14 protein-coding genes are annotated in these 15,544 nt (G+C 64.1%); 10 read left to right on the plus strand and 4 right to left on the minus strand.

Annotation, left to right across the window (positions count from 1 at the left end; genetic code table 11):
• Window positions 1-54 precede the first annotated feature (54 nt).
• The 7 genes from J7I84_RS17125 to J7I84_RS17155 all read left to right on the plus strand — a co-directional run bounded on the left by J7I84_RS17125 (window position 55) and on the right by J7I84_RS17155 (window position 7,280).
• Entirely contained in the window at window positions 55-1,074 is a 1,020-nt protein-coding gene (locus J7I84_RS17125; RefSeq protein WP_214945751.1) for an asparaginase, read from the plus strand.
• Between the two features lie 44 nt (window positions 1,075-1,118).
• Window positions 1,119-2,009 carry a polysaccharide deacetylase gene (locus J7I84_RS17130; protein WP_214945752.1) on the plus strand — a complete coding sequence of 297 codons (891 nt, stop codon included), beginning with the start codon at window positions 1,119-1,121 and terminating at the stop codon, window positions 2,007-2,009.
• Window positions 2,006-3,394, plus strand: coding sequence for an MFS transporter (locus J7I84_RS17135; RefSeq protein ID WP_214945753.1), 1,389 nt, complete (start codon window positions 2,006-2,008; stop codon window positions 3,392-3,394). The genes J7I84_RS17130 and J7I84_RS17135 overlap by 4 nt, the downstream gene beginning before the upstream one ends.
• Complete coding sequence (locus J7I84_RS17140) at window positions 3,384-4,151, plus strand: SDR family NAD(P)-dependent oxidoreductase (protein ID WP_214945754.1); 768 nt, start codon at window positions 3,384-3,386, stop codon at window positions 4,149-4,151. Before J7I84_RS17135 ends, J7I84_RS17140 begins: the two co-directional genes overlap by 11 nt.
• A 27-nt stretch (window positions 4,152-4,178) precedes the next feature.
• A complete protein-coding gene (locus J7I84_RS17145) occupies window positions 4,179-4,925 on the plus strand; it encodes an SDR family NAD(P)-dependent oxidoreductase (RefSeq protein WP_214945755.1) in 747 nt (248 codons plus the stop codon).
• 393 nt (window positions 4,926-5,318) lie between these two features.
• Window positions 5,319-6,422 (plus strand): NADH:flavin oxidoreductase, encoded by a 1,104-nt coding sequence (locus tag J7I84_RS17150; RefSeq protein ID WP_214945756.1) that lies wholly within the window; start codon window positions 5,319-5,321, stop codon window positions 6,420-6,422.
• A gap of 162 nt (window positions 6,423-6,584) precedes the next feature.
• Window positions 6,585-7,280 carry a GAF and ANTAR domain-containing protein gene (locus J7I84_RS17155; protein WP_214945757.1) on the plus strand — a complete coding sequence of 232 codons (696 nt, stop codon included), beginning with the start codon at window positions 6,585-6,587 and terminating at the stop codon, window positions 7,278-7,280.
• A 368-nt stretch (window positions 7,281-7,648) separates the two neighbouring features.
• Here the strand turns inward: J7I84_RS17155 and J7I84_RS17160 are convergent, their stop codons facing one another.
• The 4 genes from J7I84_RS17160 to J7I84_RS17175 form a co-directional block, all read right to left on the minus strand.
• Complete coding sequence (locus J7I84_RS17160; protein WP_214945758.1) at window positions 7,649-8,455, minus strand: hypothetical protein; 807 nt, start codon at window positions 8,453-8,455, stop codon at window positions 7,649-7,651.
• A 470-nt stretch (window positions 8,456-8,925) separates the two neighbouring features.
• The gene (locus tag J7I84_RS17165; protein ID WP_214945767.1) at window positions 8,926-9,102 is read right to left on the minus strand and encodes a CsbD family protein; all 177 of its coding nucleotides are present in this window, start codon (window positions 9,100-9,102) and stop codon (window positions 8,926-8,928) included.
• Window positions 9,103-9,704: 602 nt separating this feature from the next.
• Window positions 9,705-10,646: a hypothetical protein gene (locus J7I84_RS17170; RefSeq protein WP_214945759.1), complete on the minus strand. Its 942-nt coding sequence runs from the start codon at window positions 10,644-10,646 to the stop codon at window positions 9,705-9,707.
• Between the two features lie 145 nt (window positions 10,647-10,791).
• The gene (locus tag J7I84_RS17175) at window positions 10,792-11,004 is read right to left on the minus strand and encodes a hypothetical protein (RefSeq protein WP_214945760.1); all 213 of its coding nucleotides are present in this window, start codon (window positions 11,002-11,004) and stop codon (window positions 10,792-10,794) included.
• A gap of 566 nt (window positions 11,005-11,570) precedes the next feature.
• Here J7I84_RS17175 and J7I84_RS17180 point away from each other — a divergent pair.
• From J7I84_RS17180 to J7I84_RS17190, 3 genes are all read left to right on the plus strand, one after another.
• Window positions 11,571-12,704, plus strand: a complete 1,134-nt coding sequence (locus J7I84_RS17180; protein ID WP_214945761.1) for an alkaline phosphatase family protein — start codon at window positions 11,571-11,573, stop codon at window positions 12,702-12,704.
• A 31-nt stretch (window positions 12,705-12,735) separates the two neighbouring features.
• On the plus strand, window positions 12,736-14,334 hold the full coding sequence (locus J7I84_RS17185) for a protease pro-enzyme activation domain-containing protein (protein WP_214945762.1): 1,599 nt from the start codon (window positions 12,736-12,738) through the stop codon (window positions 14,332-14,334).
• Window positions 14,335-14,717: 383 nt separating this feature from the next.
• Entirely contained in the window at window positions 14,718-15,482 is a 765-nt protein-coding gene (locus tag J7I84_RS17190; RefSeq protein WP_214945763.1) for a multidrug DMT transporter permease, read from the plus strand.
• Window positions 15,483-15,544: the final 62 nt, after the last annotated feature.

Here is a 15,544-nt window from a genome sequence, read left to right on the forward strand (position 1 = left end):
GGAGCGTTACCCAAACGATTGGGTGGCGATCCACAGCGAACCAACGGAGCTGAAATGACTGTTCCCGACTTCCACGTCGTGCTGCTGGCTACCGGAGGCACCATCTCGTCGCGTTCTTCCCATGCCGGTGGCGCCGTTGCCTCCGACACCGGCGAGCAGGTGTTTAAAGCCCTCGGCTCGCCCGTCTCCCACCCCGTGCGGGTGCTGGACGTGTTCCAGAAGGGGTCCTACCTCCTGACGTTCGAGGACATGCTCAGGATCTGCGCCACCATCAAGGAAGTCCTCAAGGACCCCAAGGTTTTGGGCGTAGTGGTGACGCACGGGACGGACACCATGGAAGAGAGCGCCTACCTCGCCGACTTACTCCACAGCGACGAGCGGCCGGTGGTCTTCACCGGCTCCCAACGGGCTGCCGACTCCGCAACTCCCGACGGGCCGGACAACCTCGCCCGCGCCATCGCCGTCGCTGGTTCGAAAGACGGCAGGGGAAAAGGTGTCATGGTGCACTTCGCGGGCGCCATCTTCCCTGCCGCCGGCGTCCGGAAAAGCCAGACTCTTCGGCTCGATGCCTTTGCAAACCCCGATTTTGGGGTCCTTGGCCAAGTATCAGCCCAGGGAGAAGTTGCCATGGCCGGCACCGGCGGCAGGCTCGATGCCCTGCCCCTGCCCCAGGCGGGCGGCGGCTCCCCACGGGTGGACCTCGTTGCCGCCTACCCCGGCGCCGACTCCACCCTGATGCACGCCGCCCTTGAAGCAGGAGCGGAAGGCATCGTCCTGCAAGGTACCGGAAGCGGCAATGCAAATGCCAGCATCTGCTCCGAGGTCGCCGCCGCAGTGGCGTCCGGCGTCGTGGTGGTCACCAGCACCCGCGTCGACGCGGGACCCGTTGTCCCGATCTACGGCGCCGGCGGGGGCGGCGAGGACCTGCGCGCCGCCGGCGCCATCAGCTCCGGCCACCTCCGGCCGTCCCAGTCGCTGATCCTGCTCACCCTCCTGCTCCGGACCAACTCCGACCGGGACCGGATCACCGAAATCTTCACCCAGCGAGGGAGGCCCCCTGAACCTTCCGCCTGACACCCCCGAACATCCCGATTTAAACGAATTGAAAGGAAAATTTCATGGCAAAGGACATTCAAGTCGCCTTCGGCGTGGACGTAGACGCAGTGGCAGGCATGCTCGGCTCCTACGGAGGAGAAGACTCCCCGTGCGACATCAGCCGGGGCCTGTTCAGCGGCGAAGTGGGGGGCCCGCGGCTGATCCGGTTGTTCCAGAAATACAACCTCCCGGCAACCTGGTTCGTGCCGGGCCACTCGATCGAGACCTTCCCCGAACTGACGCAGATGATCGTCGACGCCGGACATGAGATCGGCGTGCACGGCTACTCGCACGAAAATCCGATCGCCATGACCAGGGAACAGGAGACCGCCATCTTGGACCGCGCGATCGAACTGATCGAGAAGGTATCCGGGCGCCGTCCCACAGGCTACGTGGCGCCGTGGTGGGAATTCTCGCCTGTAACGAACGAAATCCTCCTCGAACGGGGCATCAAGTACGACCACTCCCTCATGCACCGTGACTTCGAGCCGTACTACGTCCGCGTGGGCGATTCCTGGAAAAAGATCGACTACACCAAGGACGCCCAAACCTGGATGGAGCCGCTGGTGCGCGGGCAGGAAACGGACCTGGTGGAGATCCCGGCGAACTGGTACCTCGATGACCTCCCGCCCATGATGTTCATCAAGGCGTCGCCGAATTCCCACGGGTTCGTCAACCCCCGCGACATCGAACAGATGTGGCGGGACCAGTTCGATTGGGTTTACCGCGAAATGGACCAGGCCGCCTTCACCATGACCATCCACCCGGATGTCTCCGGCCGCCCGCAGGTGCTGCTCATGCTTGAGCGCCTGATCGAACACATCAACTCCCATGAGGGCGTCAACTGGTGCACCTTCGACCAGATTGCCGACTCCTTCCTTTCCCGCAGCCCCCGTAAGGACAACCAGTCATGACCATCCAAGAACCGGCTGTCGACCTGACGCAGCCCCGCCCGGACGAGAAGCGCCGCTTCCCCGTCTTTTCCAAGCGCCACACCACCACCGCTACCGTCCTTGCCCTGCTGGCCTGGACCGTGGCCGTCTTCGATTACGGCCTGTTCGGCACCCTGCTGCCGGCCATGCAGCAGGAATTCGGCTGGTCCGCCACGGAAGCGTACGCCATCAACACCTGGATCGCCGTCGGCACCGCCATCGTCTGCTTCGGCATCGGCCCCATCATCGACAGGCTGGGCCGCCGCAAAGGCATGATGAGCACGATCGGTGGCACCGCCGTCGTCTCCGCCCTGACCGCCGCAATTCCTACAGGTATCCCGTTTTTCAGCAACGCCATGCTGGTCGTCGTCCGTTCCTTCGGCGGTCTCGGGTTCTCGGAACAGGCCGTGAACGCCACCTACATGAACGAGGTCTACCAGGTCACCGAGGTGGCCGATAAGCGCAAGCGCCCCGGCTTCCACTACTCCTTCATCCAGGGCGGATGGCCGCTGGGATTCCTGCTGGCCAGCGCACTCGCCCTAGCCTTCCTGCCTTCCCTGGGCTGGCGCGCCCTGTATCTGATGGCCACCCTCCCAGCGGCCATCATCGTCTGGACCATAGCCCGGAAGCTCAAGGAAACCCCGCAATTTGAACTGCACCACAAGCTGACCGAACTGGAAAAGAGCGGAAAGACAGAGGATGCCCACTCGCTCGCCCACGCCTACGGCGTCGAGCACTCCTCGGCAGCACCGCTCAAGCGCATCTGGGAGCCGCACCTGCGCCGGAACACCATCGTGTTCTCGCTCGCCTGGATCGTAAACTTCTTCGGCATCACCATCTTCAGCGTCCTGGGCAGCTCCGTGCTCAAGAACGCCAAGGGCGTGGAACTCTCCGACGCCTTCTGGATGCTGATCGTCATCAACCTTCTGGCCTACTTCGGTTACGTCTTCCACGGCTGGATCGGGGACAAGATCGGCCGGAAACGGACCATCATCGGCGGCTGGATCATCTCCGGTATCTGCTTCTCAATCATGCTCAGCCCCATCGCCACCAGCCCGTTCATGATCATCCTGACCTACGGCGCCGGCCTGTTCTTCCTGGTGGGCCCGTACGCGGCCATCCAGTACTTCATGGCCGAGTGCTACCCGGTCAGCTGCAGGGCCACCGGAACCGCCTTCATCGGCGCCATGAGCCAGCCCGGAACCATCCTCGGCGGCGCCATCTTCACCGCCATCGCCGCAGGTGCAGGCACCGGTACCGCAGCCCTGTGGGTCGGCGCCCTGGGCACCCTGCTCTCCGGACTCCTGATGATCGCCGCGAAGCCCCCCGTTGAAGCACTCCTGGAGGACCACCCCCATGACGCATGATCAAAAAGTCGCCATCATCACCGGTGCCGCGAGCGGCATCGGCCGGGCCCTCGCGGTCCACTACGCCCGCCAGGGAGTGGTGTCCGTCATCGGCACCTTCCCCGGGGACCCCCACGACCCGGAGGAAACCCTCCGCCTGGTCAAGGAGGCCAACGGCGCGGCGGTGATCCATGAAGTGGACGTCCGCACCACCGTATCCGTGGACGCCCTGGCCCAGCGGGCCGTGGACGAGTACGGCAGGCTGGACTACGCCATCGCCAACGCCGGCATCCTCCGCAATTCCCCGCTGGGGGAAATGACGGACGAGCGCTGGCACGACATGCTCAACGTGGACCTCACCGGCGTGCTGCGCACGCTCCGGGCCGGGGCGGAGAGAATGACCGACGGCGGGGCGCTCGTTGCGGTCTCGTCCATCGCCGGCGGGGTATACGGGTGGGAGGAACACGCCCACTATGCCGCCGCCAAGGCAGGGGTCCTGGGCCTGGTCCGCAGCGTGGCCGTGGAACTCGGCCCACGCCAGATCCGCGCCAACGCCGTGATCCCCGGCCTCATCGAAACCCCGCAGTCCCTGGACCCAGTGAATTCACTGGGACCCGAAGGGCTGCAGCGGGCCGGGAACGACATTCCCTGGGGCCGGGTGGGCAAACCGGAGGAAGTGGCCAGCGTCATCGGGTTCCTCACCTCCGATGAGTCCCGGTACATCACCGGGCAGGCGCTGGTGGTTGACGGCGGCCTCACCGTGAAGATGCGCGCCTGACAGAGCTCCGGGAACGAAAGGACACCAATGAAGACATCGACCCATGCCGCTGACCAGGCCTCCGGGACCACTGAATCCGGGAAAGGCCGCGGGGTGGTGGTTACCGGCGGTTCCAGCGGGATCGGCAAGGCCATCGCCGAGGCCTTCCTGGCCAACGGGGACCGGGTGGCCGTGCTGGACCGGGCCGGAGGGGACGGCACCCTCCGCGTGGACGTTGCTAATGAAACCAGCGTGCGGGCGGCCTTCGCCGCGGCCCGGGACAGGCTGGGCGGCATCGACGTCCTGGTCAACAGTGCGGGGCTGCTGACGGAGTCCCCGCTGGAGGAGATGTCTCTGGCCATGTGGAACGAGACCCTCACGGTGGACCTGACCGGTGTGTTCCTGTGCTGCCGGGAGGTGGTGGGGGAGATGCGGCAGCGGAAGTGGGGCCGCATCATCAATATCGCCTCCCAGCTGGCCATCAAAGGCGGCGTGGGCCTGACCCATTACAGTGCAGCCAAGGCCGGCGTGGTGGGGCTTTCCAAGGCCCTTGCCTTGGAAACGGCCGCGGACAATGTCCTGGTCAACTGCATCGCCCCTGGCCCTATTGAGACGCCCCTGGTCGAGGGCATCTCGGAAAGCTGGAAAGCCGCCAAACGCGCCGAGCTTCCGCTGCGGCGCTTCGGGACGCCGGCGGAAGTCGCCCCTGCCGCCGTGCTGCTCGCCAGCGACCCGGGCGGAAACCTGTTCGTGGGACAGACCCTGGGACCCAACTCCGGCGACGTCATGCCGTAAAGAAAGGAGGCGCCATGTGCGGTGCCTGCGGAAGGACCACCGTTGCCGACTCTGCCCTGGGACCGGTCCGGACCATACGCCAACACCTGATCGTGGCCGCCACGATCAACGCGCTCTGTGCTGGCCTCCCGGGAACCCCGAAGGTGACTGCACTCAAGGACGGCTGGATGCTGACCGGCCCCTCCGGAGCCGCAAGACAATGCCAGACCCTCGAACAACTATGGTCCGCTGTGCTCGATTGCTTCACAAACGAATTGGTCCTCGACCGTCTGCAGCGGCGCCGGCGAGCATATGCGGCTGATCCAGCCAACGCAGGCCTGTCAGCGCGCACGGCTCAAGGACCTGGCCTGCTACCGGACCCCGCTGGAGCCAAATTCTCCCAAGGAGATCTTTATGACTGATTACACCTCGCTCTGGTCCCCCATCCTTATCGGCTCTACGGAACTGGACAACCGCGTTGCACTGGCCCCCATGACAAGGATCAGCGCCACCGAAGACGGGCTTGCAACAGAAAGAATGGCGTCCTACTACCAGACGTTCGCCAGGGGAGGTTTCGGGCTGCTGATCACCGAGGGCATCTACCCGGACACCGCCCACAGCCAGGGCTACCACTACCAGCCAGGCCTCGCGACCGAAGAGCAGGCACAGTCCTGGACTAAAGTCGTCGACGGCGTTCACGCAGCAGGTGCGAAGATCTTCGCCCAGCTGATGCACGCCGGCGCACAGAGCCAGGGCAACCGATTCGTGGCCTCCACAGTAGGACCCTCGGCGGTGGCACCCAAGGGGGAACAGCTAGGGTTCTACCGCGGTGAAGGCCCATACGCCGTTCCCTCAGAGATCACCGCGGCCCAGATGAAAGAGGTCCGGGACGGCTTCGTCACGGCCGCACTGCACGCACAGCATGCCGGGTTCGACGGCGTCGAGATCCATGGGGCCAACGGATACCTGCTCGACCAGTTCCTCACGGACTACCTGAACCAGCGTGACGACCACTACGGCGGCTCACCGGAAAACAGGGTGCGCTTCGCCGCTGAAATCTGCCGAGACGTCCGCGCGACTGTGGGACCCGGCATGACTGTAGGGATCCGCATCTCCCAGTCCAAGGTCAGCGACCCTGACCACAAGTGGAGAGGAGGAGTGGAGGAAGCCGGAGCCATTTTCGGCGCGCTGGGCGCAACGGGCATCGATTTTGTCCATACCACCGAATACCGCGCCACCGAGCCCGCGTTCGCGGATGCGGAGGAAAGCCTGGCTGCGCTGGCCAAGCAGTACTCCGGCGTGCCCGTCATCGCCAACGGCACCCTCGATGACCCTGACACGGCCGTATCCATGCTGGCAGGAGGATCAGCGGACGTGATTGCGCTCGGGAAAGGAGCGTTGGCCAACCGGAACTGGCCGCACCTTGTCCGCAACAACCTGGAATTCGAGGATCTCGACCCTTCCGTTTTCGCACCCGTGGCGGACGTCAAAGACTGGGAAGTAGAAGATCCCTCCTAAGAGGCTGCTGAACTATCTCTATTTCAAGGCTGGCCCGGTAACGGCACCACCCACGACACACCTCGACTCGCTTTAGCTCCTGGAGCCGGAAGGCAAAACAAGTGAAATCAACCTATGCAGCCGGGTCCCTGCGCTCCCGGGGCACCAAAAGGTGAGACGGCCATGGACAATCCCCTAGCAAACGGGGCGCGTGCGCTGGCCGGACAAATGTCAGTCGGCTTCCTCACCGAGGAGAACGCATCCAAGGCCGTGCAATCCCTGGCATACGTACTCGAAAACTCCGTTCCGGGACCCGCAGGAGCTGGAGCCTCCATCCTCAACCCCGGCGGCCGCCTGGAAAGCATCGGTGCGACCGGCCCGATGGTGCTCCGCGCTGACCAACTGCAATACCAGCTCGGTCAGGGACCATGCCTGAGTGCATGGGCGGAACAAAGCGCGATCATCATTCAGGACACCGAACAGGAAACGCGCTGGCCGCAATGGACCACAGCAGTTGAGGACTTTCCGCTCCGCTCCGTTCTCAGTGCCCCGCTAACCACCGAGGGGCGACGCATCGGGGCGCTGAAGGTCTACTCCCGAAATCGGATGGCCTTCAACGACCACTCGGTTTTCCTCATCGAGCGGCTCGCCACCCCAGCCGCCATCATGCTCAATATGGCCTGGGCCCGGGAAGCCAGGAAACGCCTCGTCGCGGAACTGATGGAAGCCATGGCAACCCGCGACATGATTTCCAGGGCAGAAGGCGTCCTGATTGAACGAATGAATATCACCTCGCGCGAAGCTTTCAACATCATGCTGTCCGCGTCCCGGGCAGAGGGCAAACCGCTCCGTGTGGTAGCCCGGGAAATCGCCCAGTGACCCGAAAGTAAAAGGCAACCACCCGGACACGTTCCATTCAATTCCGAGGACAGGCCGAAGAACCGCTCCAGACCGCCAAGCAAACATCGTTACAGACCCTCGGGCGCACGTCACGATCTCACTGGACCGGCTCGCTACAGCCAAAAGCAACCCACCGCTCGGCGCCGAACTTGTGCGGACTTGCGTCGTCCGGACGCAAAGCTGCGTGGCGGTCCGAACGGGCTACGCCGTGCAATCGGTGACCAGGGAGAGCGGGTTTGGCTCGGAATGGTGCTTGCTGGGGTGATGCGCTTCCGGATCGTTGTGCTGGTTCGTGCATGAGCTTGGCACCGGCGACCGGTCAAGCGCCAGATGGGAGGGGTCTGGACTCAGAGGCAGGAGTAGTCGTAGTCGGTACCGCTGGAGACGTATTGGGTGAGGGTGACTTTGCCTCCTCCTGTTAGCGGCGCCGTGGTGCACATACGCTTTGCGGACGTCAGTGAGCTGGCCCCGGCGAGCCAGCTTCTGGCGGTGTAGAGGGGGCTCGATGATGGAACCGTGCCCGCTATTTGGGTCCACTGGCTGCTCGTGGAGTAGATTCCGGTCGTCGCGCCGATGCTCGCGAAATAGGCCATCATGCCTTCCAGGTCCGCGCGGTTGGCAGCCTTGTCGGCGGACCAGCTGTTGCCGGTTTCGACGTCAAGCCACCAAACGTAGGAGGCGGGATTGCTGACGCCTCGGATGTTGGCGTCGTCGTAGGCCTTGGCGTACCCGTACATGTACGAGCAGGCCGCCCCAAAAGACCCACTCGTGCACTGGCCGTAGGGGTTGGCCACGCTGGTTCCGCCGTACGTGTTGCTTGTAGGCCACCAGGAGCCGGCCGCCCCCGGATTAGCAGTGTTCACGTAAAGCGCGACCTTGGGCTGGCCGGTAGCGCCTGTCGAGGAGCCGGCCCAGGACAGCTCGGTGGCGAGGCAGGGATTGGTCGTGTTGGCGGTGCCGTTGTTGACGCCAACAATTCCAAAGTTCTGACCCTTGGGCAGCGCTTTGCCGCACTGCGGCCACGAGACGTCATTGCCAGGGCCCGTCGTTGCGGCTTCCGCAGGAAGGCCGAAGAGCATCAACACCAAGGCCGCAACGGCGGCCAGTGGATAGCGAAACCGGAAGAGCGGCGGCGTGGCGCGGGTGACGTTCATGGTCGACCCCATTTCGGCGCTGGGCAATCAGGTACCCAGCATGAGCGCCCCCGCTGTAGAGGTCAAGGTATCGCGCTGATTCAGCAAAGGTGGCTCGTCAAACCTTATTTCAAAGAATCATCTGCATAGGCGGGGTGTCGGGCCCGTGCGTGGGGGTCTATTGAAATCAGAAATCTGGAATAAGCACCAAAAGCCCAGTTCATTGCCGGCCCGCACGCAGGCGGCCTCACTCCGAGAGTGTGTCAGCGTTACGTTCCACCAGAAGCGCAATGATATTCGGTGCCAAACGCAGCCCGGGTATGGGAGCCGCCCGCCTAGTCACCAAACCGTCACGGCGAATCCTGGTGTTCTGTCCGGCGCGGATCACCGCGAAGTCACCCGACGGGTCGCACACTTTCGGTAAATACCCGGAAGGCGCGACTGAGGGCGCACCACTGTGGTCAGTGATGCGCCCTTCGCCTTTGCCGTGGTCAGTGCTTTTTGAAAGCGTCCTTGACCTTTTCGCCGGCCTGCTTCAGGCTGCCTTTGGTCTGATCAGTCTTGCCTTCGGCTCGAAGGCTCTCATCGCCCGTGGCGCTACCGGCAGTTTCCTTGCCCTTGCCGCCGACTTTCTCGGCAGCGTTCTTAATCTTGTCGCCTAGTCCCATCGTGGTTCCCCCTCTGGTTGGCAGCCGGTTAGTACTGCCATAAATCCATTTTAATCCTGCCGCCGGTTGCGGTTTCAAGTCCCGACTCACTTACTGCCTGGTTCGTGCAGGACCTGCCGGGCCGGCCGGTCAATGCGGTCTGCGGCAGTTCGCCCGTCATCGTTTTAACTCGCAGAAACGTCGCTGGCGTCCACTGCCCCGGGCATTCTCCTGGCACGATTGGCGTCGCGTTCGGGCGTTTCGGGTGCGTCGGCAGAATAGCCGGACGTGTCGCAAATCTGAGGGCCGCCGTCATGCCTTCGGAGCCCTGAGCAGCACGCGACCTCGGGAGCATTAACTGCGTCAAAAGTTCAGGTGGAAACGGGGAAGCCTACAGGGGATGTCGCAGGGCCGGGGCCGGTCGTGTGGAGCAGGACGTATTCCAGAATCACGCGTCGTCGAAGCCTGCTACCGGGTCTTCACTGACCCGCCCGGCTGGCGTCTGGGTTTTGGTCCTCCGATACCGAAAAATGAAGTGCCCCGCGGCAGGGCGGCGCAAAGGGGGCTGGAAGGTCAAGGCACTTTAGCAGTCCGATTCAAGTTGCAGGGTTGTGAACCTGGTTCTAGTCCCATTGGCTGATGTCGAGTTCCAGGCGGGTGTCATTGCCGAGCAGGGCGCGGCCGATGTCGGTGACCGGGATACTCACGTGCCATTGACTGTCGCTGGTGTTTTCGGTTTCCCAGTCGAGCCGGTTTGTCAGTTCTTCCTGATCGGCGATGCGTCGGGACGGCGTGCTGTTCCATTGCCAGGTGACGGTTCGCCAGGTCCCCTCGGTGTCGAGCGCGACATCGACGATGAGGGTGTCTTCCCAGTCGCCGATCTGTTCGAGGTGGTCATCGAAGCACAGGATGCCGCCGGATTCCTTGAGTGAAATGACTTTCAGGTCCAGTGCGTACCGGCAGACGGGTTGTTCGCGGGGTTGCAGGAATATCGTCACCAGCGGCACCGGAGACAGCGGTGTGGCGAGCTCTTTCGCTTCGGCATTGAGATCCACGGGACAGTAATGATTTGCTGTCTGTTCATGGACTAACACCGGGATCCAGCGCAAGGCCAGCCGGATTTCCGCTTGCCAGATACGGTCCGACTGATTTCCGAAGTCCAGTCCATGCAGACCGACCTCCACCCGCAGTCCGCCCAGTAGGAAGCGGCTGAGGTTCTGGTAAGCCTCCTCTGAATTGACCAGCCCGAACCGGCCGGAATGGGAGCGGTAAACGTAGGCGCGCGCGGACCCGTAGACGTAAGCGTTCCGGATGGCGACAAGACCGTCGCTTTGGACACCCATGAGGGCTGAGGAAAAACCCCGTGCGACGGCGTAATCACCTGGGTTGGTGCCGACAATGCTGAGTACGCGTGTGGGTTTGAACGGACCGATCATGCGCCGCGGGTCCCATTGACCTGCCCGGGGATTTGTCTCACGGGCGGGGTCATGACCGGCCGGCAGCATGTATTCCTTCATGTGGTCGGGGGTGAAGATCGCGGAACCCATGGGTCCGAACTCGTTCATGATCCAGCTGCCGAGCGGACCTCCCAGTTTGGGGTCGATACCCCCATGGGGAGTGCCGATCGTGCCAGCTTCGATACGGTTCCGACGGGATCTTCGAGTTCGCGCTGCAAGGCAGTCCTGCTGATCAGGCCACCCATGGAATGTGTCACCAAATAAACCAGGGGTTCCCCAGGGTTTTGGAGCGCACCAAAGCAATGAAATTGGCTAAGCCTTTGGCGGCGTGCCCGATATCGTACGGTTTCGGGTCGGCACCGAAGGACCCGGAATCGGGATCATAGAAACGGTATATCCAGATTGAATCCGGGGCGAGTTCACCCGGACCGGCGTCGAGCAGGACTTGCTGCTGGCTGCCGGCCACGGCCAGGTTGTAGTTGTGCTCCTTCGTAAACCGAAGGAGGGGTCCCTCAAACTGGTAGAACCGGGGCTGGCCTGCGGCGCCGACCCGGATGTGGGTCGATCCTTCATTGAAGCCGTAAAACGGATCGTCGGCGGCGTCATCGATAGCATTCTGGCCACCGGCGAACCCCCGGACAAAAATAATTGGAAGTGCAAACTCATGAGTAGCTCCAGTCCCGCATTATCGCCCAGTTTGGCATTGCCAGCCAACCCGCACAAGGGGACCCAGGGAGCCCCGGGTTGACCCATCACAGATTGGGCAGCAGCTATCAAAAAATCGTCAGGGGAGGCTCCACCGTGCAGCCCAACGGCAGGACATTTCCGCGGCTGCCGGGACCGGAGGGTGCTTACTTTTTCTTTGCGTTTGATGAGAGTTGAGTGCGGGGTCAGGTCCTGCTGCTCCTATGTGCCCTCGACGTGAACATCCTTAAAAGGCGGGCACCGTCAGGGGGCGGGGAACAGTTTTGGGCATAGTGTCGGTGGTGACCGATTGAGCGTCCGGGTTGACGGCCGGGGAGCGGGAATGTCATGGCGGACAGCAGAGTCAAGCGGGTTGTGGTGATGGTCCAGGAAAACCACACCACGGACAACTACTTCCGGGGCCTGGCCCCGTACGGGGCCAATGTTGCACCGGACTGGCCGATCCAGCCCAACCCGCCGGCGGCGGACGAGCCGCACGACCGGCACGCCTACTACCGCTGGCTCACCGGAGCGCACCAAGCCGCCCGCACGCAGTTCGACACAGGAATCGTCCTGCCGTTCTACGCCTACCTGGCGCTGACCGGGGCCTTCCTGGAAAACCACTGCAGTGGCTTCGGCACCAACTCCACCCCGAACCATCTGCTGATCGTCGGCGGCCAGTCACCGACTCTGCGCAACCCGTCCCGGACCCAGCCGCCGCCGGTATGGGACCTGCCCTCCGTCCCGGGCCTGGCCGCCGACGCGGGAATCGGCTGGGCCTGCTACACCGGCAACAGCAACTACCCGGCCGGGTTCTACCAACAGCTCAACGGCTCCAAGAACCTGATTCCCAATGCGCATTTCGTCGCGAACGCCGCCGCCGGGAAACTGCCGCCACTGACTTACCTGTGGCACAACTCGCCCGAAGACGAACACCCCACCGCTGACGTCACGATCGGAATGAACAAGATCTGGGAATCCGTGGACGCCGTCGTCAGATCCGGCGGCTGGGACGATACGGTGTTCCTGCTCACCTGGGACGACTGGGGCGGCTGGGATGACCACGTGGCCACCCCCAACGTCGAGCACACCCCGGACGGGGTGCAACTCGCGTACGGCCCGCGGGTCCCGCTGATCATGTTCGGCGGCCCGGTCAGGCCCGGCATCGACAGCCGATGGTCCAACCACGCCGGCATCCCGAAGACCGTGATGCAGCTCCTCGGGCTGCCCAAGCTGGGTGTGGACCGCGTCGACAACGACCCCGGGCTGGCCGACCTGATTGATCCAGCCCTGCACAACCCAGCACCACCGGCGTACGGGTCGAAAGTGACCCTCCCCGCTCCGCCGCAGCCGGCACCCAAACCAAACCCGTTGCCAGCACCGCCCACCGCTACCTCAATACCGGTGGCGCCGGTTGCGCTTCGTGGCGGGGGCACACTCCCGCCACCTAATGACGTTCCCCTGACACCAGCGAAGCCCTGAACAATGACAGTCCCACGAACGGAGCCATTTCATGTCTGAACAGAACACCACACCGAACCCCGCCAGGGGCAGTGTCCCTCTCGCCGGCTCGGAACGCCCGGGGGTGGCACGCATCCAGGCCTCGCTCGGGCCCGTGGATCCATCCCGCCGGATTGAGGTGACGGTGATCCTGCGCCGCCAGGAACCGCTCCCGGAGACGGTCCCCGAACCAATGTCGCGGGATGAGCTCGCGGCCCGCCACGGAGCGTCCAACGCAGACCTTGACCTCGCCGTCGGGACGTTCACTCGGCTGGGAGCGGAAGTCCTCGAAACGGACCCGGCGTCGCGTCGGGTCCGGCTGGCCGGAACCGTCGAAGACCTGAGCCGGATCTTCGGTACCAGCCTGGAGGAAGTGACCAGCAGCGGGCCCCACGGTCACGACATCACCCACCGGCACCGGACCGGGGGCCTGCAGATACCGGCAGAACTGGACGGAATCGTCACCGCCGTCCTGGGCCTGGATGACCGGCCGCAGGCCCGGGCGCAGTTCCAGGCGATCCCGCGAGCCGCAACCGATACCAGTTACACCCCACCGGAACTGGCCAGGATCTACAACTTTCCGGCGACAGCAGACGGCAGCGGTCAGGTCGTGGCCATTATCGAACTTGGTGGTGGCTTCGGCCAGGCAGACCTGGACACCTATTTCTCTGGCCTAGGGATCACTGGGCCGAAGGTCACCGCCGTAGGGGTTGACGGTGCCGTCAACCAACCCGGGCAGGACCCGACCGGGGCGGACGGCGAAGTGCTCCTCGACATCGAAGTGGTCGGCGCCCTGGCACCAAAGGCGGACGTTTTGGTCTACTTCGCCCCGAATACCGACGCCGGTTTCCTCGACGCGATCATCAACGCCTCCCACGCCGCCCCAGCACCGGCATCGATCAGCATCAGCTGGGGCCAGAACGAGGACGCCTGGACCGCCCAGGCGCGGACGGCGTTTGATCAGGCACTGGCCGACGCCTCCGCACTGGGCGTGACGGTCACCGCAGCTGCGGGGGATAACGGCAGCGCCGACGCGGCCACGGACGGCAGAGACCATGCTGACTTTCCGGCTTCCAGCCCGCACGTCCTCGCATGCGGGGGCACGCGCCTGGACGCCGACCCTGGCACCGGAGCGATCAGGTCAGAAACCGTTTGGAACGACGGACCGAACTCAGCCACGGGGGGCGGCTACAGCGACACGTTCCCCGCCCCGCCCTGGCAGAGCGGGCTGCCCGCCCACGCCCGGCACCCCAAACCGGCACCAAAACCCGTACCCGGGGGCCGTGGCCGCGGTGTCCCGGATGTCAGCGGCGTCACTGACCCGCAGACCGGGTACAAGGTCCGGGTAGATGGCAAGGACATGGTCATCGGCGGGACCAGCGCCGTCGCACCCCTCTGGGCAGCCCTGATCGCCTTATTCGCCCAAGCCACCGGGCGGCGGTTCGGCCAGATCCAGCCCCTGCTCTACACCCGGAAGGCAGGGTTCCACGACATCACCACCGGAAACAACGGCACATACCAAGCCGGCCCCGGCTGGGACCCCTGCACCGGCCTCGGCACCCCCGACGGAACAGCCCTGCTCGCAGCGATCACCGGCATGAGGAAAATCTGAATACAAAGACAAGAGGGATAGCCGGGCCCTGAGCAAGGGTTCCTACATGCGAAGCGAACTGTCTTCCCGGGAACGGTGCCGGCGCAAGTCCGCCGGTGCGCGATCAGGCCGAGCACCGATATGACTCCACTTTATCGGGCAAGACTGCGATCGGTGGAAGCCAAGGGGGCGTTCCGCCCGGGCAGGTTTCCTGCGCCTTTCAGATCCATTCCTTCTTTTTGAAGCTCAGATACAGCCCGGCGGAGGCAGTCAGCACTGTCCTCGTATCACTGGCTCGGGATCCCGATGGCTGTTGCGGGTGCGGTTCTGTTGGCCCTTGGCACCTTGTTCCAGCACAGGGCTGTTGAAGGCCAGGGCGCGGCGCCGGGCCGGGCGGCCGGGGTATGGGCGGTGGCCGGTTGCAGGCCCTGCTGCGGAAACCGGCATGGTTGGCCGGGACCGCCATGCTCGGAGCGGCGATCCTCCTGCAGCTGACCAGCCTGAGGTTCTCACCCCTGATCGTTGTACAACCCATCGGTGCTGTTGCCCTGATTGTCACGACCCTCGCGACCGCTAAGGTGACCGGCAAGTCCCCGGGGCGCCGCGTCCTCACGTCCGTAGCACTGTGTGTTGGCGGTGTAGGCGCTTCCGTGGCTGTCGCTGCCATCTCTGCCCAGGACGTTGAGATCAGCGACCGGCACCTCATCACCATCCTCGTCATGCTCGGGATCGTCCTTGCCGCACTCGGTACGGGGTTCGGCCTCTGGCGTCACCGCTGGGGTGCCGTCGTGTTGACCGCCGGCGCCGGGATCCTCCTCGGGTTCGTCGCGGCACTGGCCAAGACTGTCATCGGCCGGCTCTTCCAGGGGGATTTCGAATGGTTGTACCTGACTTGCCTGGCTGGGCTGGTCGTTGCCGCCCTGTGCGGTTCCTTCCTGGTCCAGAACGCCCATACCCGGGGGACCCCGGAAATTGTGGTTGCGGGCCTGACCGTCATCGACCCGCTGGTCCCCGTGAGCATTGGGATCGCCGTCCTCGGTGAAGCCGACACCGCACCGCCGGTGGCTATGCTCGCTTTCATCCTTGCGGGCGCAACAGCCATCGCGGGCGTCCTGCTCCTGGCCACGGCCAAAAAGCCGGAGACCGCTGCAACTCCCGAACAGGCCTAACCCGCGTCCCCCAGCTACTCAAAGGAACCCCACATCCCCCCTGATATGTAGGTTGGATTGTC

Source organism: Arthrobacter sp. ISL-85 (genome assembly GCF_018613675.1).
Lineage (GTDB): Bacteria > Actinomycetota > Actinomycetes > Actinomycetales > Micrococcaceae > Arthrobacter.